13 protein-coding genes are annotated in these 24,224 nt (G+C 39.3%); 7 read left to right on the top strand and 6 right to left on the bottom strand.

Annotation, left to right across the window (positions count from 1 at the left end):
- Positions 1-10 precede the first annotated feature (10 nt).
- The 4 genes from hemB to mdoH all read left to right on the top strand — a co-directional run bounded on the left by hemB (position 11) and on the right by mdoH (position 7,733).
- Positions 11-1,021: a porphobilinogen synthase gene (gene hemB / locus D172_RS16980; RefSeq protein WP_007378017.1), complete on the top strand. Its 1,011-nt coding sequence runs from the start codon at positions 11-13 to the stop codon at positions 1,019-1,021.
- Between the two features lie 128 nt (positions 1,022-1,149).
- The gene (locus D172_RS16985) at positions 1,150-3,873 is read left to right on the top strand and encodes an ExeM/NucH family extracellular endonuclease (protein WP_007378016.1); all 2,724 of its coding nucleotides are present in this window, start codon (positions 1,150-1,152) and stop codon (positions 3,871-3,873) included.
- A gap of 307 nt (positions 3,874-4,180) precedes the next feature.
- Entirely contained in the window at positions 4,181-5,800 is a 1,620-nt protein-coding gene (locus tag D172_RS16990; protein ID WP_007378015.1) for a glucan biosynthesis protein G, read from the top strand.
- Entirely contained in the window at positions 5,772-7,733 is a 1,962-nt protein-coding gene (mdoH, locus tag D172_RS16995; RefSeq protein WP_033023781.1) for a glucans biosynthesis glucosyltransferase MdoH, read from the top strand. The genes D172_RS16990 and mdoH overlap by 29 nt, the downstream gene beginning before the upstream one ends.
- Positions 7,734-8,356: 623 nt before the next feature.
- Here the strand turns inward: mdoH and fusA are convergent.
- Entirely contained in the window at positions 8,357-10,441 is a 2,085-nt protein-coding gene (gene fusA / locus D172_RS17000; RefSeq protein ID WP_007378013.1) for an elongation factor G, read from the bottom strand.
- Positions 10,442-10,647: 206 nt separating this feature from the next.
- The gene (locus D172_RS17005; protein WP_007378012.1) at positions 10,648-10,785 is read right to left on the bottom strand and encodes a hypothetical protein; all 138 of its coding nucleotides are present in this window, start codon (positions 10,783-10,785) and stop codon (positions 10,648-10,650) included.
- A gap of 348 nt (positions 10,786-11,133) precedes the next feature.
- Between D172_RS17005 and D172_RS21785 the strand changes: the two genes are divergently transcribed.
- The 3 genes from D172_RS21785 to D172_RS17020 all read left to right on the top strand — a co-directional run bounded on the left by D172_RS21785 (position 11,134) and on the right by D172_RS17020 (position 14,171).
- Positions 11,134-11,415: a hypothetical protein gene (locus D172_RS21785; RefSeq protein WP_007378011.1), complete on the top strand. Its 282-nt coding sequence runs from the start codon at positions 11,134-11,136 to the stop codon at positions 11,413-11,415.
- Positions 11,412-12,929 carry a DUF3857 domain-containing transglutaminase family protein gene (locus D172_RS17010; RefSeq protein WP_237113702.1) on the top strand — a complete coding sequence of 506 codons (1,518 nt, stop codon included), beginning with the start codon at positions 11,412-11,414 and terminating at the stop codon, positions 12,927-12,929. Before D172_RS21785 ends, D172_RS17010 begins: the two co-directional genes overlap by 4 nt.
- Before the next feature lie 61 nt (positions 12,930-12,990).
- A protein-coding gene (locus D172_RS17020) for an IS3 family transposase (protein WP_150115549.1) occupies positions 12,991-14,171 on the top strand; the annotation gives its coding sequence in 2 pieces (ribosomal slippage) (positions 12,991-13,249 and positions 13,249-14,171; 1,182 coding nt in all).
- Positions 14,172-14,363: 192 nt separating this feature from the next.
- Here the strand turns inward: D172_RS17020 and D172_RS17025 are convergent.
- The 4 genes from D172_RS17025 to D172_RS17040 are packed head-to-tail and all read right to left on the bottom strand — an operon-like array spanning position 14,364 to position 22,719.
- Entirely contained in the window at positions 14,364-14,822 is a 459-nt protein-coding gene (locus D172_RS17025; protein WP_007377876.1) for a hypothetical protein, read from the bottom strand.
- Between the two features lie 3 nt (positions 14,823-14,825).
- Complete coding sequence (locus tag D172_RS17030) at positions 14,826-21,968, bottom strand: FG-GAP-like repeat-containing protein (protein WP_007377877.1); 7,143 nt, start codon at positions 21,966-21,968, stop codon at positions 14,826-14,828.
- Between the two features lie 18 nt (positions 21,969-21,986).
- Entirely contained in the window at positions 21,987-22,337 is a 351-nt protein-coding gene (locus D172_RS17035; RefSeq protein WP_033023769.1) for a hypothetical protein, read from the bottom strand.
- Between the two features lie 34 nt (positions 22,338-22,371).
- Complete coding sequence (locus D172_RS17040) at positions 22,372-22,719, bottom strand: hypothetical protein (RefSeq protein WP_007377879.1); 348 nt, start codon at positions 22,717-22,719, stop codon at positions 22,372-22,374.
- Positions 22,720-24,224 lie beyond the last annotated feature (1,505 nt).

Raw genomic sequence — 24,224 nt, forward strand, 5'->3', positions numbered from 1 at the left:
GTATTCTAATATGGCCCAATCAGGACTAGACCTTTTTCCGTATACTCGTATGCGCAGAATGCGTAGAAGCGATTTTTCTCGTCGTCTAATGGCTGAAAACCAACTTAGCGTAAACGATTTAATCTACCCCGTTTTCGTACTTGAAGGTAAAAATCGTCGTGAAGCGATTGAATCAATGCCCGGCATTGAACGTTTATCAATAGATTTATTGCTTATTGAGGCAAAAGAGCTCGTTGAGCTCGGCGTGCCAGCCATTGCAATCTTTCCGGTAACGCCTACAGATAAAAAGTCATTATTCGCCGAAGAAGCTTACAATGAAGATGGTTTAGTGCAGCGAACTGTTCGCGCTTTAAAAGAAGCTTACCCTGAACTCGGTGTAATTACTGATGGTGCACTTGACCCATTCACTACACATGGGCAAGACGGCATCATTGATGACTCAGGTTACGTCATCAATGATGTAACAACTGAAATATTGGTTAAACAAGCACTTTCTCATGCACAAGCTGGAGCCGATGTTATCGCTCCTTCAGATATGATGGATGGCCGTATTGGCGCAATTCGTGAAGCACTTGAAGCGGATGGCTTTATCCATACTCGCATTATGGCTTATTCAGCTAAGTATGCCTCTAGCTATTATGGTCCTTTCAGAGATGCAATAGGTTCTGCAGGGAACTTAAAAGGCGCTGACAAAAAGACCTACCAGATGGATCCTGCAAACTCTGACGAAGCAATACGTGAAGTTGCATTAGACTTACAAGAAGGCGCTGATATGGTTATGGTTAAACCTGGCATGCCTTATTTAGATATTGTACGTCGCGTAAAAGATGAATTTGGCGTGCCAACTTTCGCCTATCAAGTTAGCGGCGAATACGCTATGCACAAAGCCGCAATCGATAATGGCTGGCTGAACGAGGAAGCAACAATAATGGAATCTCTCTTGGCATTTAAGCGAGCTGGTGCTGATGGTATTCTGACTTATTTCGCTAAACAAGCTGCACAATACTTAAAAAGTAAATAATGTAATACAATAGTCACAATTTCGCTATTTTTGCTTTCATTTTATTTACTTATTGTATTTTATTTGTAATAAATTTTCCTTAAACTAAGTGTCCCATTTGGGACACAATACACGGGAAAAAAATAATAATGTTTAAAACAAAAATAACGCCACTAGCGCTTGTTATAGCAAGCCTTAGTGCACCAGCCTCCGCTAATCTTATCATTTCGGAATATGTAGAAGGTAGTAGCAACAATAAAGCAATTGAGCTTTATAATAACTCGACTGATTCGTTATCACTTGCTGGCTATAAATTAAATTTATATGTGAACGGTAAAACAACGATACAATCTACGCTCGACTTATCAGCTACTTTACCTGCCAACGGAACATATGTAATCGTAAACCCAAGTTCAAATGATGAGCTAAAAGGTAAAGCTGATTTAGAGCATAGTGTTACAAGCTTTAACGGTGATGATGCATTAGTTCTAATTCAAGGCGACACTGTCATTGATAGTTTTGGTCAATTTGGTACGGATCCGGGCTCTTATTGGTCTGAAGGTGGCGTACAAACACAAAATAAAACACTTCGTCGCAACGATAGCGTCCTCGTTGGCCGTACCTCGCCAAGCGCTCCTTTTGACCCAAGCGAAGAATGGGTGCAATTTGACCAAGATGATTTTTCTGGTTTAGGCGTATTTGGTAGTGACTCCGCTCCAGTACCAGAACCTGAGCCACTAGATCCATTAGTATGTGGTGCAGATAAAACATTGATTAGCGCTATTCAAGGCGATGGTGCAGCAAGCCCTCTTGTGGGTAGTGTTGTTGAACTTGAAGGCGTTGTAACAGCAGACTTCCAAGGCGACGATGAATTAAAAGGCTTTTTTATAAGCTCACTTGCTGCAGATATAGACGCTAATCCACTGACTTCTGAAGGCCTGTTTGTTTACTTTGCAGATACTGACGTAAGTGTAGGCGACCATGTACGTGTGCAAGGTACTGTTGAAGAATATTTTGATGCAACACAAATCGGCAGCGTAAGCCAAGTAGCTGTTTGTGATACTGGCTTAGCTTCAGCCGCTACAAAAATAACTTTGCCTTTAGCTGATGCAACTTATTTAGAATCGTTTGAAGGTATGCTAGTAACGCTAGAACAGCCATTAGTTGTTACCAATAACTTTGGCCTTGGTCGATATGGTGAAGTTGAAGTCGCGACTGAGCGCTTGTATCAAGGTACGCAAGTTGCGTTACCTGGTGATACTGCTAACGCAGTTGAAGCCGAAAACTTAACTAAGAAAATATTAATCGATGATGGCTCAACTGTTCAAAATCTAGATCCTACAGCCTATCCAACTCCTGGTTTATCAGCAGAAAATACATTACGTACTGGTGATACAGTAAATACAGTGACTGGTGCACTTGCTTATAGCTTTAGCCTTTACCGAATTCACCCAACTGTAGCACCTCAATTTATTGCAACAAATGCACGTAAAGACGCACCTGAACTTAATGCTGAGGCAGATTTACGTGTAGCAAGCTTCAACGTACTTAATTACTTTAATGGTGATGGCCAAGGTGAAGGGTTCCCTACGAGTCGCGGTGCAGATTCTGAAGCTGAATTTATTCGTCAAGAAGCCAAAATTGTAAGTGCTATTAGCGCAATGCAAGCTGATGTTGTTGGTTTGATGGAAATCGAAAATGATGGTTTTGGTGAATTTAGCGCTATTGCTAGCTTAGTTAATGCATTAAACGAAGCTGATGCAGCTAACCAGTATGCATTTGTTGACTTTGGTCTTGATCAAATCGGTACAGATGCAATCACGACTGCGTTGATTTATCGTGCTAATAAGGTAGAAGAAGTCGGTACTGCCGCTATTACTACTGATGCACCATTTGATTTTAGTAATCGTACTCCTATCGCACAAAGCTTTAAATCTTTAGCAACTGATGAAGTATTTACTGTAGCCGTAGCGCACTTAAAGTCTAAAGGTGGTTGTGGTAGTGCAAGCGGTGCGAACGAAGATCAAAATGATGGCCAAGCTTGTTGGAATGAAATACGTACACAAGGTGCGAATGCATTCGCAGATTGGCTTGATAGCAAACCAACGGGTGTTGACGACGAAGATACTATTCTAGTTGGCGACATGAATGCTTACGCAATGGAAGATCCAATACGTGCGTTTGCTGATAAAGGATATAAAAATGTAGTCGCAGAGCTTGATGGCAATACTCTTGCTTACTCTTATAGCTTCTCTGGCCGTGCTGGTAGCCTTGACCATGCAGTAGCTAGTGCATCATTACTTAGCAAGGTAGTATCAGCTAAAGATTGGCATATTAATGCAGATGAACCAATTTCGCTTGATTACAATGTTGAATTTAAAAGTGATGCTCAACAATCAAGTTTATATTCTCAAAGCGCATACCGCGCCTCAGATCATGATCCTGTAATTGTTGATATAAAATCTGAAATTACGCTAACACCAGAAGAGCAAACACCAGTTATTACAGCGAATCAAACGTTTGCTATTGATGAAAATAGCGCGATTGGGACAGTAATTGGTACGCTTGATTTTAGTGATCCTAATGCAGATGAGTCACCGGTTATTAAATTTATTGTATCAGGAAACAGCGGTGTTTCTATTAACAACCAGGGACAACTTATTGTAGCTGGTGAGTTAGATTACGAGTTTGAAAACCGTATTACCTTATCTGTTCAAGCACAAGATAGTGCTGGTAATGTATCTAAAGCTGAAAATGTAGCTATTAAAGTTAATAACCTACGTTCAGATGACGATAACGATGCAGGTTCATTATTTTGGTTAACACTTCTTTTAGCGCCGCTATCAATCGTGCGTAGATTTAAAAAGAAATAACTAATTTAGATACCCTTAAAAAGCCGCAATCGCGGCTTTTTTTATTTTTATACAAATGTAATTCAGACAAGCTTCAGTAAACACCTCGTAATATCGCCTTATTATATAAATCATCCTCAACTAACTAACCAAGTAAGAAGCAACTACATAGCCGTGGGTGTTTTTTACACGAAAAGTGGTCGAGATCTTTTATGCCTCTTACTTAGCTTTTTGATTTTTAATGTATTTATTTAGGTTTAAAAATTGCTTAAGTAAATAACTTAGTCTCAACCCTAAAAATAAGTCGTGTTTTTATAAAGGAATGAAAATGAAACAATTTACCCATCGATTATCAACATGGCAAAAGAGCTCAAAGCCACTCTTGGGTCTACTTATTATATTTTCGGCTTGGGGTAACAGCAATCAAGCATTTGCAGCTACAACAGAAGCAGCCATTCCACAAAGTAGTTTATTTGACGTTATAAGCGCGCGTGCTAAAAAACTAGCAAGTGAAGAATATATAGCTCCAAAAAACATTGAACTCGATGCTCTCAATAATATTGATTATCAAGATTATCGCTCTATCCGCTTCAAACAAGACAAGTCAGTGTGGAAAGACGAAGGTCTTTACGAGCTACAGCTATTCCACCCCGGTTTTTTATATAAAACACCCGTTACAATTAATACTGTTAATAGTGACTCAAAACGCACCCGCCTCCCATTTAGTACTGACTTTTATCAGTACGATGGCACTGCTGCTCCTCTAAAAGAAGAAATTACTAAAAGCATTGCCAATACTCAGCTTGGTCACGCTGGCTTTCGATTACATTACCCACTAAATACCAATGAGTACAAAGATGAAGTAATGGTATTTCAAGGTGCATCTTATTTTCGTATTGTTGGCCCAAAGCAAGTTTACGGATTGTCTGCTCGCGGTTTAGCGATTGATACTGCAGAAGCTTCAGGCGAAGAATTCCCAATGTTTAAAGAGTTTTGGTTAGTTAAGCCAAAACTAGATCAAACTAATATTGTTATGTTTGCACTACTTGATAGCCCATCAGTGTCGGGGGCATATAGGTTCGATGTAGACCCAACCACAAATACGGCTGTAAAAGTAAATATGCAAATATTTGCACGTAAAGACGTTAAAAAACTAGGTATTGCCCCCTTAACGAGTATGTTTTATCACGGTGAAAACAGTACTAAATTTTTTGATGACTACCGCCCTGAAGTACACGATTCAGACGGTTTATTAACACAATCGCAAGATAATAAATGGGTGTGGCGCCCACTTAACAATCCCGCGCAACTAAGCGTCACTTCTTTTACATACGAGAACCCAAAAGGTTTTGGTTTAGCGCAACGCGATCGTGATTTTAATAACTACTTTGATACAGAAGCTCATTACCACGACCGCCCTAGCCTTTGGATTGAACCAGAAGGTGAATGGGGTAATGGTCGAGTTGAGCTAGTAGAGATACCAACTGACACAGAAACTAATGACAATATAGTAAGTTATTGGGTACCTGAAAAACCCTTCAAAGCGGGAGATTCATTAAAACTAAGCTATAAAATGACGACTTTTAATGCCCATTTAAACCAACATGAAAAAGCACGCGTGGTGCGTACTAGAATTGGCAGTGCAGCACTACCAGGTGAAGACAATCCTCCACCAAAAAGTCACCGTCAATTTACTGTCGACTTTTCAGGACCAGAGCTTAACCAGCTCTCTAAAAAGCTAGATTTAAAGGCTGATATACAGCTAACAACAGGTGAAGTGAGTGATGTAACAATACAAAAGCTACCTGATACATATGGATGGCGTGTGGCCTTTAAAATCGCACCACAAGACGGAAAACCAGTAGATATGCGTTTATCGCTAAAACTACGTGAAAAAGAAATTAGTGAGGTATGGAGCTATGTTTGGTATCCAAATGACATCAAGTAAGCAAAACAAGGGAACGTCAATGCCTTTCAAAACAGTTCGTGTATGGCTGTTTGCTATTGCAGCTCTTGGCATATCAGGTTACGGCATATCTATTATGTTTGAAATTTTAAATTCAAACGGTATGACCTTACTTGAATATGCATTACTCGCCCTATTTTCAATTACGTTTGCGTGGATTGTTACTGCATTTTGTAGCGGTACAATTGGTTTCTTACTGCAACTACTGCGCATCGATCCACTAACTTTAAAGCGTATTAAGCCAATCTCTTTCGACAGCCAAGCACTTGCTAAGCAAAGAACAGCGGTTGTTATGCCAATCTATAACGAAGATACTCATCGTGTTATCGCAGGCTTTGAAGTAAGCCTAGAATCACTAAAAGAAACAGGGCAACTAGATCACTTTGACTTTTATTTACTTAGCGATACCCAAGACCCACAAATAGCCAAAAACGAGTTAAGTGCATGGCATGCATTGTGTGAGCGATTAGGCAGTACAGCTAAACACGTTTTTTACCGTCGCCGCGAAGATAATAAACACCGCAAGGTAGGCAACCTAACTGATTTTTGTGAACGTTGGGGCAGCCAGTACGACCATATGATTGTACTTGATGCTGATAGCGTAATGACCGGAAAGTGCATGCTAGAGCTTACTACAAGCATGCTAAACAACCCGCAAGCAGGCCTTATTCAAACAATTCCTATCCCCGTTCGTCAAGATACTTTTTTTGGCCGCTTTTTACAGTTTGCATCCGTACTTTACAGCCCAATGCTAGCGACTGGTTCTGCTTTTTGGCAAACCGATAAAGCAAACTATTGGGGCCACAACGCAATCATTAGAGTTGAGGCGTTTATTACCTGTTGTGGTTTACCAACGCTTAAAGGTAATGCCCCATTTGGTGGTGAAATACTAAGTCATGACTTTGTAGAAGCCTCTTTGTTACACAGTGCTAATTGGGACGTATTGCTACTATCAGACATTGAAGGGAGTTATGAAGAAGTTCCAAGTAACATTTTAGATTATGCTGTACGCGACAGACGTTGGGTACAAGGGAATATCCAACACCTTGGTTTACTGTCCTCATCAAAATTAAAGTTAATGAGTAAGTTTCATTTTTTACTGGGAGCAACGGCCTATATTTCATCGCTAATTTGGCTATCAATGCTCGCACTAAGTACGATTGATGCCGTAACACGTGCGCTTAATAGCGATGTTTACTTTAATCGCGCGTACCAATTATTTCCGACGTGGCAAATTGCCAAAACCGAACTGATTGATTCACTACTTTACTTAACAATCATAATTTTACTACTACCTAAATTAATGGGTGTTATTGTTACATTAGTGCACAGAAACAAACGCTTTGGTGGTTCAATTAAGCTGATACTAGGCTCAATCATTGAAACCGTATTTGCTATTATCGTTGCACCATTAATGATGGTATTTCATGCTTACTTTGTTATATGCGTATTTTTAGGTAAAAAAGTAAAGTGGGATGCACAGCCTCGTGAAGGTCGAATGGTTCCTTGGAGGGAAGCGTTTGGTTATACGCTATTTTCAACTATCGTCGCTATTGCATGGGGCAGCACAGCGTATTACTTTACCCCTGTATTCTTTTGGTGGTTGTCGCCAATACTATTAGGCTTAATACTCGCAGCACCTATAGTCCGTTACTCAAGTAGCATTAAGCTAGGCGTGTTCCTTAGAGAGCTAGGTATATTTATTTGCCCTAGTGAAGTAGATAACGATGCTACTTTAGAAGCGCTTAAGGTTCATCTCAAAAAGATTTCTGTACCTCAAGAAGGTCAATATCCAACAACTATTCCAACACTGCCAAAAGAGCATATGGTTACAATGCCCATTCAAAGCTTTAATAAGCCACACAAGCTAAAGATGAAAGCGCTAAAAGCTAAAGCGATAAAAAAGTTTAATTAGCGCTAAATAAAAGAGCCGTTAAAAACCAAAAAAGGAGCAATAAGTTGCTCCTTTTTTATTGTCTAATAAATATTTTTCCGTATTAAAATAGTTAACCTGAGCTCTGGTTAAGAGATTTACCAACGTCTTGAATTATAGTGATATTTAAATTTATTTTCTCTAGCCAGAGATTTTCAGTAAAAACAAGGCGAATTTACGCGTCAATCGCTGGCCTATTACAAGTAAATTCAACGCAGTGAGCGCTGAAAATAGCTGCTTGAGATAGATTTATTATCCAGAGTTCAGATTATACCAATCTGCTTATATATGGGGCCTATTTGACGTTAAGAAAATTACGCTAGAACTAGGCAAAATTTTTTTATCTAGTTGTTCTAAATAGAAAATTTTTTAATGACGTTATAGTGCAATTTAATTCGTTAAATTGATCAAAGATTTATGCAGGTTGGTATTAGTTAAGATCTCCCATCAAAAATTAACCTAATAAAAAATAGCAGACCACATAAATGAACATGCTTTTATTAAAAATATAGAGCTACTCCTCCTTGGCATATTCTTATCCAAAAATTATAGGCAATAAAAAACCCGCAACATGTGCGGGTTTTTTTAAAGAGTTAAAGAGCTAATTACTTAGCAGCTTTTTTCTCTTTTTCTGCAGCGATTACAGTTTCAGCTACGTTAGCTGGACATGCAGCGTAGTGTGAGAACTCCATAGAGAACTGACCACGACCCGATGTCATTGTACGTAGTGTACCGATGTAACCGAACATTTCTGATAACGGTACATCTGCTTTAATACGGATGCCTGTTAAACCAGCTTCTTGGTCTTTCATCATGCCACGACGACGGTTAAGGTCACCGATAACATCACCAACGTGATCTTCTGGAGTGAACACGTCAACTTTCATGATTGGCTCAAGAAGTTGTGCGCCCGCTTTAGGGATCGATTGACGGAAAGCGCCTTTAGCAGCGATTTCGAACGCGATTGCAGATGAATCCACGGCATGGAAGCCACCGTCGAAAAGTTCAACTTCAACGTCAAGTACTGGGAAGCCAGCTAGAACACCTTCGCCCATCATTGACTTAAAGCCTTTCTCAACTGCAGGCCAGAATTCTTTCGGTACGTTACCACCAACAACTGATGATTTAAACGTGAAGCCTGAAGCAACTTCGCCTGGCTTGATGCGGTAGTCGATTTTACCAAACTGACCAGAACCACCAGATTGTTTCTTATGCGTGTAGCTATCTTCGATTTCACGAGTGATAGTTTCACGGTAAGCAACTTGTGGTTGACCAACAATAAGGTCTACGCCGTAAGTACGCTTAAGGATATCTACTTTGATATCTAAGTGAAGCTCACCCATGCCTTTAAGAATAGTCTCGCCTGAATCTTCATCAGTCTCAACTTGGAAAGATGGATCTTCTGCAACCATTTTACCGATAGCAACACCCATTTTCTCATTACCGCCTTTATCTTTAGGCTGTACAGCAATCGAGATTACTGGAGTTGGGAATACCATTGGCTCAAGTGTTACTGGGTGCTTAGGATCACATAAAGTGTGACCAGTTTGCACGTTTTTCATGCCTACGATAGCAATGATGTCACCAGCTTGTGCGCTAGTTAATTCGTTACGGTCATCTGCTTGCATCTCAACCATACGGCCAACACGCTCAGTTTTACCAGTAAACGAGTTAAGGATAGTGTCACCCTTATTTAGTTTACCTGAGTAAATACGTACGAATGTTAATGCACCAAAACGGTCATCCATTATTTTGAATGCTAACGCTTTGAAAGGTTCATCTGCAGAAACGATTGCAAATTCGCCATTTTCGTTACCTTCTTCATCCATAAGAGGTTGAGGATCAACTTCTGTAGGAGATGGTAGGTAATCAACAACAGCATCAAGAATAAGCTGCATACCTTTGTTCTTAAACGCAGAACCACAGTATGTAGGGAAGAAAGCAAGCTCACGTGTACCTTTACGGATACAACGCTTGATGTCTTCTACAGAAGGTGCTTCACCTTCCATGTAAGCTTCAAGTAGTTCATCGTCTTGCTCAAGGGCAGTTTCAACAAGCATTTCATAATACTCGTCAGTTTTTTCTACCATGTCTGCAGGAACGTCTGTAATTTCGTAGTTTTCAGGAAGACCAGTGTCATCCCAAACGTATGCTTTTTTAGTTAAAACATCTACAACACCAACAAATTCATCTTCAATACCAATTGGTAAAGTCATGATTAGTGGTACAGCACCAAGTACTTTACGTACTTGCTCAGTTACACGGTAAAAATCAGCACCCATACGGTCTAATTTATTTACGAAGATAATACGTGCAACTTCTGAATCATTAGCATAACGCCAGTTAGTTTCTGATTGTGGTTCAACACCACCAGAACCACAGAACACACCAACACCGCCATCTAATACTTTAAGTGAACGGTAAACTTCTACTGTGAAGTCAACGTGCCCAGGAGTATCGATAACGTTAAAACGGTGATCTTTCCAGAAACAGCTTACAGCCGCAGACTGAATAGTAATACCGCGCTCAGCTTCTTGTTCCATGAAGTCAGTAGTAGATTCACCATCATGAACCTCACCTGTTTTATGGATTTGACCAGTAAGCTTTAGGATACGCTCAGTAGTCGTGGTTTTACCCGCATCAACGTGCGCGAAAATACCAATGTTTCTGTACTTCGATAAATCTGCCATTAATTTTACTCTTAATAAAGTCGATAAATTATTCGGCAGGAGTATAACATCACTTAAAGCGAACATCACCATGCAAGCCGCTTAAAATGCAATCAATTCAATATATTTTTTTTATCGTCAGAATCAATTAAATATCAAAAAAAACAAAAAAAGCGCAAAGCATTGAAATTAATAGAATTTAATATTTAAGCCTTAGGAGCAAAAAGTTACTTCGCTATTTTATAGCAACGTTCAGGGCGGCCAATACTGCCATAACTTTGATCCGCTGTTAACTTACCTGATTCAAGTAAATACTCCAAGTAACGGCGTGACGTAGAACGACCAACACCCACAAAATCGCTCATTTTTCGACCCAAAAATGCTGTGGTAACGTGCTTTATAAAGCATAGTGTATTTTGCAAAGTAAAATGTCCCCCTGGCAAAAAAACAGCAAAGCCGGTTTTCTAATAACCATATAACAGTAGTTAAAATATCTTTGCAAAGTCATTTTTAGAGATAACTAATTACCTTTATGTTTTTATTGTATTTATAACATGCTCATATAAATAACAGGCTAAATTGAGCTGAACTTATGCATTACCATAGTTATAAGTATGTGGATTAATACTATTAACATTTTATTGTTGAAAATGTCGAAACTTGATACATTCCACCTTTGATATATATGCATAAAACAATAATAAAAACCTAAAATGAAATGGAACTTCCTTCGACTCAGCCCTTGGCTAATTGCACTTACCTTATTAATTTTCTCTCATAATATTTTTGCGCAGCAATATAAAACAGATAAACCTGCTAATTGGGTTAATACACATATTATTGACCAACCCAAGCATTCCGACATAACCAAAGTACGTGACGGCACACTTTATTTGTTACTCGATAACCAATCCTATATACCGAGCAGGCAAAAACAGCAACGCTATACCCGCTTGGTTATGAAAGCTTTAAATCAAAGTGTGTTGATTATATAAGCCAGCTTAATCTTTATTTTGATCCAAGTTACGAGTCGCTAACACTAAATAGCTTAACGATTATTAGAAATAATGAGCGCATTGATAAGCTTGGTAGCGCGAGAATGACGGTTATACAAGGTGAATCTGAGTTAGCTGATCGTATTTATAATGGTAGCTTATCACTCAATATTATTATTGATGATATGCGCAGTGGCGACATACTTGATTACAGCTACACAGTCACAGGCAGCAACCCCATATATGCTAATAAGTTTAGTACAAGACGCACGCTAAACTGGTCGGTACCCGTAGTGCAACAAAATATGCGTGTACTTTGGGGTAAACAAACACCTCTACATATAAATACAATAAACGGCGCAGCAGATATTCAAGAAACGCTTAACAAATATGGTAAAGATTATTCTATAACTCTTTTTGAAGAACCTTTACTCGAGCAGAATTCTCAAACCCCAACTTGGTACGACCCATATACACAAGTTTACTTTTCTGAGTTTGACGATTGGGCTCAGATAGTTAACTGGGCATATCCGCTTTATCAATCAGCCATAGAAACCCCAAGCAGCATTTTAGATATAGCTGAAGAAATAAAAGCAAAACACACAAAAACATCAGATAAAATTGCCGCTGCACTGCGCTTTAGCCAAGACGAAGTTCGATATTTAGGGCTTCAAATGGGCACTAACTCGCATCAACCAACGTCAGCTTCAGAAACGCTTTCGCTACGATACGGCGATTGTAAAGATAAAACAGTACTGCTTATTTCGTTATTAAAAGCGATGGATATAGAGGCCCTCCCTGCGCTAGTTGATACAGAGGAAACCAAACGTTTAAAAGAACTTCCACCTTCAGCAAGTGTATTTAATCACGTAATTGTTACGCTAAAGCAAAACGGAGAGCGCTACTGGCTCGATCCTACGGTCAGCTACCAACGAGGTACTCTCGAATATTTAGAGCAGCCTGATTATGGCTATGCCCTAATTATTGATAAAGGTGAAAGCGCTTTAACGTCAATGGCGCAAAAGCCTGTAAATACAAATGTATCTGTAGAAGATAACTTTTTTATTGCTGAAAAAGTATCTGAGCCATCACGTTTTGAAACCCAGTACACTTATGCTGAATTTGAAGCAATTAACCGCAGAAGCAATATAGCCAGCAGTGGTCTAAATAGCGTTGCTAAATCTTACTTCGAGTATTACCAAGGCTTTTTAACTGGTTTATCAGTCAATGAAGCAATGACTATTAGTGAGCAAGAGCAAACGGGTAAACTAATAACCAAAGAGTCGTATTTAATTAGTCAATTTTGGGAAAAAACAGACGAAGGCTACGAAGCTAGTTTTTACGCGAATGAAATACAAAATAGCGTTTACGAACCAAAGCAGGTAAATCGCACCGGCCCACTTTACTTTGACTATCCCAATATAATTAACACCACAATAAAACTACATTTTGCAGAAAAAGGTTGGGGATTTGATAGCGATCAAGAAGAAATTGATAATGTAGTGGTACAGTGATTTTGGCCACCCATTAAGAAAGAAATGTTATGCTAATAAGCATACAAATTTGGGTGAAAAAATGACGAAATTAAAACGCGCAACATATTCAGCGGCAATTAAATTAGAAACGGCTCAGCTTGTAGTAGACCAAGGTTATACGCAAGAAGACGCAGCAAAAGCGATGGGGGTGGGTAAATCAACCGTAAGTAAATGGGTTACTCAATTAAAGCTAGAACGCAATGGTCAGTCACCATCAGCGTCACCAATGACGCCCGAACAAATTGAAATCCGCGAACTTAAAAAGCAAATCCAACGCATTGAATTAGAAAAGGATATATTAAAAAAGGCTACCGCTCTCTTGATGTCCGACTCCCTGAACAATTCTCGTTAATCGAGAAGTTAAATCAACGAGAGCGTTATCCAATTAATGTGCTATGTCGCGTATTCAATGTGCATCGCAGCAGCTATAAGTACTGGGCCATACGGGATACAACGCCGACACCTGAGCAAGTAAGGTTAGAGGCTGAAGTAAAAGCAATACATGCGATGAGTGGTGGTTCAGCAGGGGCACGGACAATCGCAGCGATAGCAACGAACAATGATTTTGAATTGAGCCGTTATCGTGCAGCTAAGCTAATGGTTAAATTAAAGCTCGAAAGCTGCCAAGTACCTCAACATTCATATAAACGTGGTGGTAATGAACACCTTGAAATCCCAAACCTGCTTGATAGACAGTTTGATGTTGTTGAGCCGGATACCGTGTGGTGCGGTGATGTGACGTATATTTGGACAGGCAATCGCTGGGCTTATTTAGCCGTGGTTATTGATTTATTTGCACGCAAAGTGGTTGGCTGGGCAATGTCGTTGTCACCAGATACTAATTTAACGCTAAAAGCGCTTGAACTCGCATATGAAAGCAGAGGGAAACCGACAGGACTCATGTTCCATTCAGACCAAGGTAGCCATTATACAAGTTTAAAATATCGCCAACGTTTATGGCGCTATAAAATCACACAAAGTATGAGTAGACGTGGAAATTGTTGGGATAATGCGCCAATGGAGCGATTTTTTAGAAGCTTTAAGACGGAATGGATGCCAAAGATTGGATATGGAAACTTTATAGACGCTAAATATAGCGTAAGTGATTACATAAATGGATATTACAACAATGTTAGGCCGCATCATTATAATGCCGGTTTAGCACCAAATGAATCTGAGGTTAGATATCAAGGTTCTAAAACTGTGGCCAAAATTAGTTGACCACTACAAAGGTCTTGTTTTTTGCCACTAATTACATAAAGACAAAATGCAAGACCTGACCCTATTCACTTTCTCATTAGCAATTGTGGGGATCCCTCAGGACCTGACCCTATATACCTCATTTTCATTGTTATCCTTACTTGTAAGAGAGAGGCAGGCCTACACAATACAAGGCCTGACCCTAATACTTTTTTAAATCCAACTACGCTCGTCTGAATCTATTATTAAAATAGATTCTTCAAATTCTTCCAAATCATCAGAAAGCCAGCTTTCACCAGTCCTAATCGTATGGAATTTAACTTTTAATCCAAACTCATCCAAAGACATTATGCAATTCAGCGTTTTATTCACATCAAGCTGTCTAAATAAGTTGAAAACTTCTCGAACAAAAAGTATTCCCTGCTCAAGAAAACTATTTTTAACATAGTCATCAACATTAATAGAGTTTATAAAGCACTCGTATCCAGTTTTATCCGAAAAATCTTGTGATGTAATATTAGTATTTATCTCAACACAATCTTTTAGAAAAAAACACTCATCTTTGCTGACAAAACCGCTTAAAGAAATAGCTAGTAATTTTGTAGAAAGTTGTTTATTGCCAAGCCTAATTTTTTCATATGTTTTAAGCATTTCTGAATTCATCACAAGCATACTTTATTCTCCTAGATATTTAGTCATAGCCTTATCTATTGCAGCCTTAAACTTTCTATCATTCAATAATTTGTTAACAGACTTCGGTGCTCCTGGAAAGGATTTACTCTCAGGATCGTAAAGATATTTGTTATTCTGATTGTCTTGATAATGCACTTGACCAGGTCTTTGTCCAGGATTTGGGTTTTCAACATCGATCCTTTCTTTGCCTTTTCCTTTCCATAAAGTCTTACTTGCTGTCTTGGTACCATTAGCACCAAGCATAGCGCCTTTTGTAACTGCTTTCTTAAGGCCTAAACCACTTACCATTGCTCCTAAATAATACATCCGTGATTCAGGATTTACGTAAGGATTACTTCCGGTATAACCCATAGATAAACCAAACGTTGCTGCATCAGCAGCACCAGCTGCGAAATCTAATAGGCCACTGAAAGAATCTCCTGAGTCTTGAACAACGTCTGCTAGATTATAAGTCTTAGAATAAACAGGCATATCACCATCAAAACGTGATAACCTCCAATTACCTGAATCGGCTATACCGCCATCAGAATTCTCAGCAGCACTTGTTAAGTTTGTAGCTTTATTGCCCTCCCCAGCATTCGTTGGACTTTCGTTGCCCCCATCAGTCTTAGTGGTAGCTTGCTCTTTAGAAGACTCTGAAGACTCGGGTACACACCCAGCTCCCGCAGCCATATTCAACATACAATTAACAGCGGCCCCTTTTGCAAAGCTTTTTGCAAACCCACCTGCAAAATTAGCCATTGCTGTCCCACCACCGTCTATTGCTTTAGCTATTCCGACTGCTAACTTGGCGTATCCATAATAAGAATAGGCTGCTAACATCCCCTTCAATACAGTGGCTGCAACTCCTACTACAACTTGTTGGGAAACCATAGCATTCAACGCCCAAATAGCCAGTGTCGCAAAAATATACCCACTTGGATCTGTTTTATTCAACGGATTATTCACCACGTACGAGTAGCGGTTTAAGTTTTGAATATTCTCTGGTGCTTGCACCATGGGATCTGCTTGTAAGAAGCGCCCAAGAATAGGGTCGTAAATACGCCCACCCATGTGTACCAGCCCAACTTCGTCCATTTGCTCGTGACCGGTATAACCACGTAAAGTAATTTTACTGGTAAACTTAGCTTGGTCGCTGAAATCTCTTGCCCATGTTTTGGCATCACGGCGCGCACCAAACACATCAAAGCTCATGGTTTGCTCAAGCTTACCATTGGCATCAGCAATCACATGAGTTGAACCTAAATGGTCGTCTAGCATGTAGCGAGTGGTGGCTTGGTTATTCACCGTGGTGACTAACACTTTGCCTGCAATGTAACGCTTGCTCACCCAAATACTTTGGCCACCATAGCGAATAAATTCGACGTTGCCAACATAGCGTGTTTCTTGTGCTAGGGGTATAAATACGGTGATGTCACCATTGAGTATCGGAATTAAACTGCCTTTTTCGCCACCAAACTCTGAACGTTTATAGCGTTTACCTGTACCTGAGTAGGCAAATTCTACCCAGTAGTTGCCTTTTTTGATGTAGGTCGGTTTATGGAAACTGTTATAAACAAGCTCTCGCTCGTTGTCTTTAACCATATTACCTGCGGTATCATAGGCATAGTTGTTAGCCCTTGTTCCTGTTACTTGAGTTACGGCATGTGGACGACTACTTTGATAATGATAAGTCCCCACTCCTGTTTTATAGGTAATATTACCCAACTCATTATATCGAATGTCAGTACTCGCCCCGCCTGAAATACGGCTACTGGTTACTCGGTTTAGGCCGTCGTAACCAAAGGTCTCTTTTTTGTTTACCACCAAGTCTTGGCGATAATTTAAGTTACCTAAGTTGTTCCAGTCGTAACGTAAGTTTTGCAGTGTGCCGTTACCTGTTGACGTCATACTGGTCAATAAGCCGGTATTAGCATCAAAGGTTTTATTGCGTGTAATGCGACTACCCAGCTGCTCTTTAGTCACGTTACCAAAGGCATCCGCAGCTTTAGCTTGCCACACAGTGCTATTGGTTTGGTTGTCTTTTAAAGCAGTTAAGTGCTGGTGGCTGTTGTAGGTATAAGTAACAGACTTACCTGACGCATCGGTTTCTTTAAGTAATTGACCATTATTACTGAAAGCCCATATTTCTTTATAGGTTGTGCCATCAATAATAGTGTGCTTCTCACGATTGCGACCGAATGAATCATAGTAAAACCGCTCGGTGAACCCGCTTACTTTATCCGTTGTTTGATACACCATGCCTTTGGCATAGCTACCTTTATCGTATTCAGTAAAAGTGTGATGCTCAAGCTTGCCGTTGCGTTTACGTACACTTTCTGTAGCACGACCAATGCTGTCGTACTTATACATCATTACATTACCATTGCTGTCGCTTTCTTGTGTCAGCTGATGATACGCGTTATAGCTGTAATTGACTGTGCCTTTATCTGGGTCAACCACCTTGGTTTTGTTGCCGTACTTATCAAAAGTAACCTGAATTTGATTTCCTTTCGGGCCCGTTAGCTTTCTTGACTTACCATTCTCGTCATATTCATACGTTGCTGATTTACCGTTGGCATCGGTCACTTTGACCAATAGACCCATGGCGTTTTTAACTTGTGTATTTCTATGACCTGCAGGATTAACACTGGTCACCGACTCGCCGTTATATTCTGTCAGCCACTCAGATAAGTCAGATTTGGTAACCTTAACAGCACGGTTTTGTTTGTCGTATTCGTAACTATTCCATATTGGTGTATTACCTGCAAAGTAGGGCATTGATTCTTTAACCTTGCGGCTTTTGTTGTCATACCCGTAGTCGACATACACATAAGTGCCATTGAGTGCCACACTGCCTTCTCGCAATTTACGGCCTAGTACGTCATAGTAGGCACGGCTATTTGGTGCACCTTCTGCAACCGTCTCTTCAAAGTAAACACCTGATGTTGGGCAATGGTTGGTCCCTACACACCAATATTTGGCTTTGCTTGTGCTAATAGCCAAGCTACCAGAGGTACTATGATTGCTTGCAGGGGTCGATATTTCCCCGGTTAAACGGCCCAATTTGTTGTAGGTGTAATAAGTGCGCTGACCGTTTGCTGTTTGCGTGTAATGCTTACGACCCAGCGAGTCATATCCTATAGTGCTACGATGTCCTAAGGTATTTTTTTCACCCGTTACATGACGATAAGTACTATCATAATAGGTCTCTAACGTTTTGGTTGGGAGCCCTGACTTTGAGACAGTCTCTTTTGTGATCAAACCGCGGTTATTTAAGGTGTATGTTTTTACCACGCCATTACTGGCCGTTGTCTTCGTTAGCCTACCCGAGCTATCGTAAGCAAACTTACTGATATGAGTATTGGCATAGTTACCTTTGTTTGACCCACCTAAACGGTTTAAATAACGTTTATATTCTTCTTTTTGCGTTAAGCGACCGCCATACGCACTGTAGCTATAGTCATTATCTGACTTGGTATAGGCATAGCCGTTGCTACTATCAACCGTGCTTGTTTCAACTAACGGATTACCATAGCTGTCTATACTCAGTGTTTTTGTCTTGGTTGCAATAACCGTTGCATTACTATTATCGGTGTTATAACGCCTTGTTACTGAGCGACTTGGGTACACCATATATGGTTTAGTTGAATTAGCTGTCACAAACGGGGTTAGCTGTTTGCGGCTGTGGGTCGTTGTTACTTCAGACTTTAAACGCCATACACTGCTGTTGACTGACGCTGTTGAGAGCGTTGCAAACTTCGCAATGTCCGTTGTCGAGACTCGGCTTAAGTTATCTGTATTACCATTGGCTGCTGTAAATTGCACAGCGGACTCTATCGGTAATAACCTTGGTACTTCACAAGCGCGTTCATTATTCCAATCACAATTACACAAAGAAGGTTTGATTTCACAGGGTTCTATTGGCTCGTCTCCGCCACCAGAACCACCTCCAGTTGAGGGCTCTGCGCCATACTTCACATAAGACTCGACCTTCTCGGCGCTGCCTCGGTAGTCACCATCTTGACGATAAGTTGTGACAAATTTTGTCCCCGCATTACGGCTTTCGATTTCTATTTGCCTAAAACCTAGCATGCCGCGACCAACTTGTGCTTTTGCACCATGGTATTTATAGGTAACTTGATCTCCACCCTTTTGTAACAAGCTCACTACACGCGAGCCTGATTTCACATCAGTGACGCGCCCGTTGCCCCAGCTCTTTTTATTTGCATCATTATGAGGCGTATAAATGTTGCGGTTATTGAGCGTTGAATAGGCAATATGTGTTTTAGCACCAAACCCATCTGTCACACTGGTGATTAATGATGTCGGCGAGTCTAGATTTTGATACAGACCCATTCGACCAGAGAAAACCAATTTATCTGGACTGCCATCGCCTGTGACATCCATATACGTTGAGTAGTTGTAGTCTGAACGGTTAGAGGTCAGTTTGTAAGATGTGAAACCTGAGCCATTGAAGAAATGAAAGTTATCGCCATAGTATTCACGATAAATTTCTTGAACACCGTCACCATTAATATCAGCGGTTTTTAAACTCGCTTTATCATAAGTAGTGACGTAAATAGCACTATCAAAGCCATTACCATTATTGATACGTGCGTACCATTTATTGTCGTTGTCACGGTATAGAATATCGGCTAGACCATCACCATTGAGCTCGGTCGCCTGAATGTCCTTAATCCCATAGCTGCTGGCTATTGTAAGGTACTCATTAAAATTAAACTCACCCGACGCGTCTTTACCTGCCGATACAAGTACTTTCCAGTACGTGTAAGATGAACTGCTTTGCGTTGTTATAGGCCCACTCATACTTGATAAAGGCGTACCAAATGATGACAGCACTTCAGACTGTGCCTCTGCAACCATATTCACTCGGTTCAGCTTAGATGTATTAACAGGCACTAAAGTTTGACTATTTAATAAATCATCGTTATTTACGCTCTTTAATTGCTGAGCTGAACCACCTAAGCCATTGTTATTAAATAGGTTTTTAGCAACTAAGTTTTTATCTAAAATCACTTTTGGTTGCTGACATATTCCACTAACACAGCCACCTCCGCCACCTCCGCCACCTGAGCGTGTGGTTACTCTTACTTTTGCTAAAAAGTCTGCACGCCCATCACCATTAAAGTCCATTGCTTGGAACGTGTTGTCTTCTTTATCATACGATAAAAGTGTGGCAGTTGAGTTTGAGCCGGCTTCTAGATTAAATTTAATCTCTTTTGCAGTGCTTGAAGATAACCCTGTTTTAGTACCTGATTGGTACGATAGCTTATTCTTTACAAAGTGAAGAAGTTCTGGGTAACCGTCAGCATCTATATCAAAAAATCGGGTGTTGTTATCGTTATCAGGTTTACTGATAGATGATAAGGTCTGTACGCTAAAACTCATGCCTGAGTTATGCTTGAATACTCTCCAGTGACTGGTGCTTGACGGCATATAAAGAATGTCGTCTTTGCCATCTTTATCATAATCAACCACTTTCCATGTTTTTCTAAATGATTTGGTTGCGTAATCATAAAATCGCTTTTCAGTACCAAAGCCACTACCCGTATTAGGGATCATATATAAGTGATCGCTTGAGCTGCCTCTGTCATTTCTAACATACGCAATATCAGTCAAGCCATCACCATTAAAATCTAAGAATTGGTGTGATTTGTAACGACTATTACGAGAGTAATCTTTACCAATATCACTGCCTAAACGTACACTGCCACGGTTGCTCCAATTAAATACGGTGGGTGACAAACATTTGTTATCACTTGAACAAGCTTGGATCTTTGTTAGTAAGCTTTCTTTTAGTCCGGTGCCAATGTACGAGTACGTTAGGTTATAGCGCCTTATCAAACGGCCCGAGTAATACGACTCTATATTTTTAAGACGCTGGGTTAAAGTAATACGATTACCCTTTAGATAAGTTAATCGATACTTATCTGTTCTCGATTCCCAATTAAATTTAATTTCATTATGGGTCGTAGAGCCGTAACCTGAATATTTTAATGAAATTGGGTAATACTCTAAGGTATTACTAACTTGTTTGTAGTGGTAGCTGTAGTAGTTACCTGATGCATCTTGTACTTTTTTAAGTGCCCATGTGAATGCACTATTATTTTTAGTATTGATAAGCGCATCGCTGTCACTACCAACTTTACCGTATGAGTACTTATTTCCTTGTGTGTCATACACAGAAAAAGCATAAGGCCCTGTGGACGTGTTAGAAGTATGCGCGATGATTTTTTTACCTGAGTCTTGACGGGTTCGGTACTCTGTGCCGTTTACTCCGTAAGTTTGCCCTTTTTTAATTATCAAACGTTGACCATCTAGACAGAACATATCGTTGTTGTCTAGGTTGACTGAGCTGGCAACTCCATCGGTTTCCATATTTTTTTCACATCGTGTAATTGCACTTAATCCACCAATGTTAAAGCCAACACCCACATGACCGTTACGAGGAGATGACGAGTAGCTCAGTGACAAACTTGGTTTTAGGCCACCCGTTGACTCCCCAATAGTGATAGGTACATTATAAGTAAATTCACCGCTGGGTGAAACATTACTTTCTGCAGGTAATGCACCGACATAATCATTGATGCTTATCGCATGCGACATACCTGTTGATTGTGCATAATGAACCGTTTTTAAGTCTTGAGAAACAATGTCGGCTCTAAAGTCATAGTTCATATCTTGAACTCTAACTTCACTACCTAGGCTTTTTAAATCAAAACCAATTTTATAAGGTTTAACTGATTTATTTGAGACAAGTAATTCATGACCTAGATCTGTTTGAATTAAAAGATCTGGTTTTCCATCTCCATCAAAGTCACTTCTTAAGCGTTCACCGATGACATCTAATTCAGCATTTATTTTATTAAACTGCACAGCCGACATAGGTAATAATTTATAACCATTAGCTGTTTCGATTATTTTTACATACGGCATCGCTTCAAAAACACGTATACTTACAGGTGCCTCTTCCACTGTAGTGACCTGTTTAACAGGTTGCTGATAATAAAGATTACCTTCATTATCAGTCCATATTTTATTTTGAGGAACAACAGGACTTGCATGTGCAGCTAGACCAAGAAGGCCTAATGACATACCCCATAACCCTTTGAGATTAATCATTTAGTCTAATAGTCCCTATTATTCAACAACTTTTATTTCTACTGATTCAATTTTGCATGCTGCAAAATCATTATTGAAACGCAAAACTACAGGAAGGTTTGCAGCTACGGCGGTCAACAACATCGATTGCATGTTACGAAAGTTTGCACTTTGTTGATTTAGAGGGGCTGCTTGTTCATAATCTAAATTACATGACAAGGTTGCTCCTGTGCCTTCATGAAATTTTATTTTCACCTCTGAGTCATTGGCTATAACTGACGAGAAAACGACATTTGACACACCTTCGCAAGCATATTTATTACAGCTTGCGAACGCTTGACCTGCTAATAATAGAAGAGAGATTGTAAGTACAGTGCTGGCTATTTTCATTTTTTTATCCTTAATATTTATATATTTTATGTGTTTATAGTGTTAAACGAGTGATACGCCTGTATACATTGCTGCCACTTCCCCAAGCTTCGCAATTACTTACATCGCTATAAGACAGTGTGACCGAGCGCCCTGCAAGCTTTGCAGCAAGTAATGTACTGTACATTCTTGCACGTGCCTCTTCGGTATAAGTGCTAGATATAGCAAAGAAATCTTTACTACTGCATGCAGCAACATCGCCACCATTATTATTTTTTAATTTCACTAAAATTTTATTAGAGGTGTATATAACCACACTCTCAATTTCACCCGTTGAGTTAAGCCAAATAGCTTTAGCGTTAAATGAAAATAAAAGTGCAATTGTAATAAATAGTTTTTTCATTATTTTCCTTAATATTAAAAGCTCACAAATACTTCTATTATTTTTTAATCGTATACACCATTTGCAAAACTTGGAGATAATATGGAGACTGTTTTACCTGCAGTTGCTGCAGTATGAACTAAAGACAGCAACCTTTTATTTTCCCCCGCCTTTCAACCAAAAATTCAGCACCTTTGCAGTTCTTATCGAACATTTTATCAAATCTAATTAATGTATCATTGCCGTATTTTCTTGATTTTAGCAGCTTGACTACTAAAACTTGGAAAAAGCAACATTATTGTTATTAAAACGATTGCAAATTCCATTTGAATTTATTTTGTCTAAAATCAATATATAGTACCCAAAAAACATATGAATGTTAACCTTAAAACATTTTATTTACTTTTATGACATATAAATAAGCTACTAAAAAATGGAGTGAAAACTATACACATATGGACACCTCGCTAGAGCCAAACTTTTTAGATGGTTTTTAGTTATTTCACTTTACATTTTGTTACTATATGGTGATTGCTTTACCAACTGCTTTTTACAAACCCTAGTGCATACAGTCAGATTCTAATGGCTCTTAATTCCACACTCTCATAAAATCCCAAAAGTCTTATGGGGACCTTAGAGGCTGGGTGGAAGATAAACTACTAATATTTTTTATTGATGTATGCGCCTACGCAATGATGAGCAAGCACAAACATTTAGTACTTTTTTGTAGGTGATAAAAAGCCAGCACACTAAATGATAAAGCGATTATTGTTCGTTAACATAAACTTTATAAAATCGCACTGTTAACTTGCAAGTATTTACAAGGTAAGAATAACTCACGATTTCAGTCAAGCAATTGAATAATAAGAAAATACCTACCAAGTACCAGCTGGTTTATGATGTTATTCGATGAAGATTACCCATAGTACTTATAAAGAAAATCACGCCACAAGCGCTTTTATTTGCTACCATTAATGGCGATCACCCTGCTGGCAGCCTAATGGCATTCAAAATTATTCCCCATAAATTTGAGAGAAGACCCCTTTCTTATAATAAAGAGTATAGAGGTGTTGCTATTCGCTAACATACGCTCGATAAAATGACTATAACATCATAGCTTTGGCCTTTTCATTAGTATGACTCCCATGTAGGTTGATTGAATTATGTATATAAGCGAACGACACGCCCTTATATAAATAAAGTCATTACGCTGTATTCCACTATCCTAAATGAGACATCTGATAAAAAACAATAAGAATAGACATAGCCAAGACACAATTCGACAACATTAGGATTAAAGTAATAGAAACAGATGGAAGGGGATTTTTACTTATTGTTAGCAGGCTTAATAAACTCTAGTAGGTAAAATAAGCTTAAGTAAAAATAAAAAATTGCACCTAAGTTGACCCTAACATGCAGATTTTTAAGAGAATAAAAAACACAGTTAAGATAATGATAATTATTTGCATTTAATCGTTGACAGACACTTGAATCTAACTGATAATCAATATCAACAAGACAGCAAG

This window comes from Pseudoalteromonas sp. Bsw20308 (genome assembly GCF_000310105.2).
GTDB classification, from domain to species: domain Bacteria; phylum Pseudomonadota; class Gammaproteobacteria; order Enterobacterales; family Alteromonadaceae; genus Pseudoalteromonas; species Pseudoalteromonas fuliginea.

Coding starts and splice junctions, on each gene's coding strand:
- D172_RS17040 (WP_007377879.1), bottom strand. CDS start 22,719: ATGAAAAAACTATTTATTACAATTGCACTTTTATTTTCATTTAACGCT.
- D172_RS16990 (WP_007378015.1), top strand. CDS start 4,181: ATGAAACAATTTACCCATCGATTATCAACATGGCAAAAGAGCTCAAAG.
- D172_RS17035 (WP_033023769.1), bottom strand. CDS start 22,337: ATGAAAATAGCCAGCACTGTACTTACAATCTCTCTTCTATTATTAGCA.
- D172_RS21785 (WP_007378011.1), top strand. CDS start 11,134: ATGAAATGGAACTTCCTTCGACTCAGCCCTTGGCTAATTGCACTTACC.
- mdoH (WP_033023781.1), top strand. CDS start 5,772: ATGTTTGGTATCCAAATGACATCAAGTAAGCAAAACAAGGGAACGTCA.
- D172_RS17030 (WP_007377877.1), bottom strand. CDS start 21,968: ATGATTAATCTCAAAGGGTTATGGGGTATGTCATTAGGCCTTCTTGGT.
- D172_RS17005 (WP_007378012.1), bottom strand. CDS start 10,785: ATGAGCGATTTTGTGGGTGTTGGTCGTTCTACGTCACGCCGTTACTTG.
- D172_RS16985 (WP_007378016.1), top strand. CDS start 1,150: ATGTTTAAAACAAAAATAACGCCACTAGCGCTTGTTATAGCAAGCCTT.
- D172_RS17025 (WP_007377876.1), bottom strand. CDS start 14,822: ATGCTTGTGATGAATTCAGAAATGCTTAAAACATATGAAAAAATTAGG.
- hemB (WP_007378017.1), top strand. CDS start 11: ATGGCCCAATCAGGACTAGACCTTTTTCCGTATACTCGTATGCGCAGA.
- fusA (WP_007378013.1), bottom strand. CDS start 10,441: ATGGCAGATTTATCGAAGTACAGAAACATTGGTATTTTCGCGCACGTT.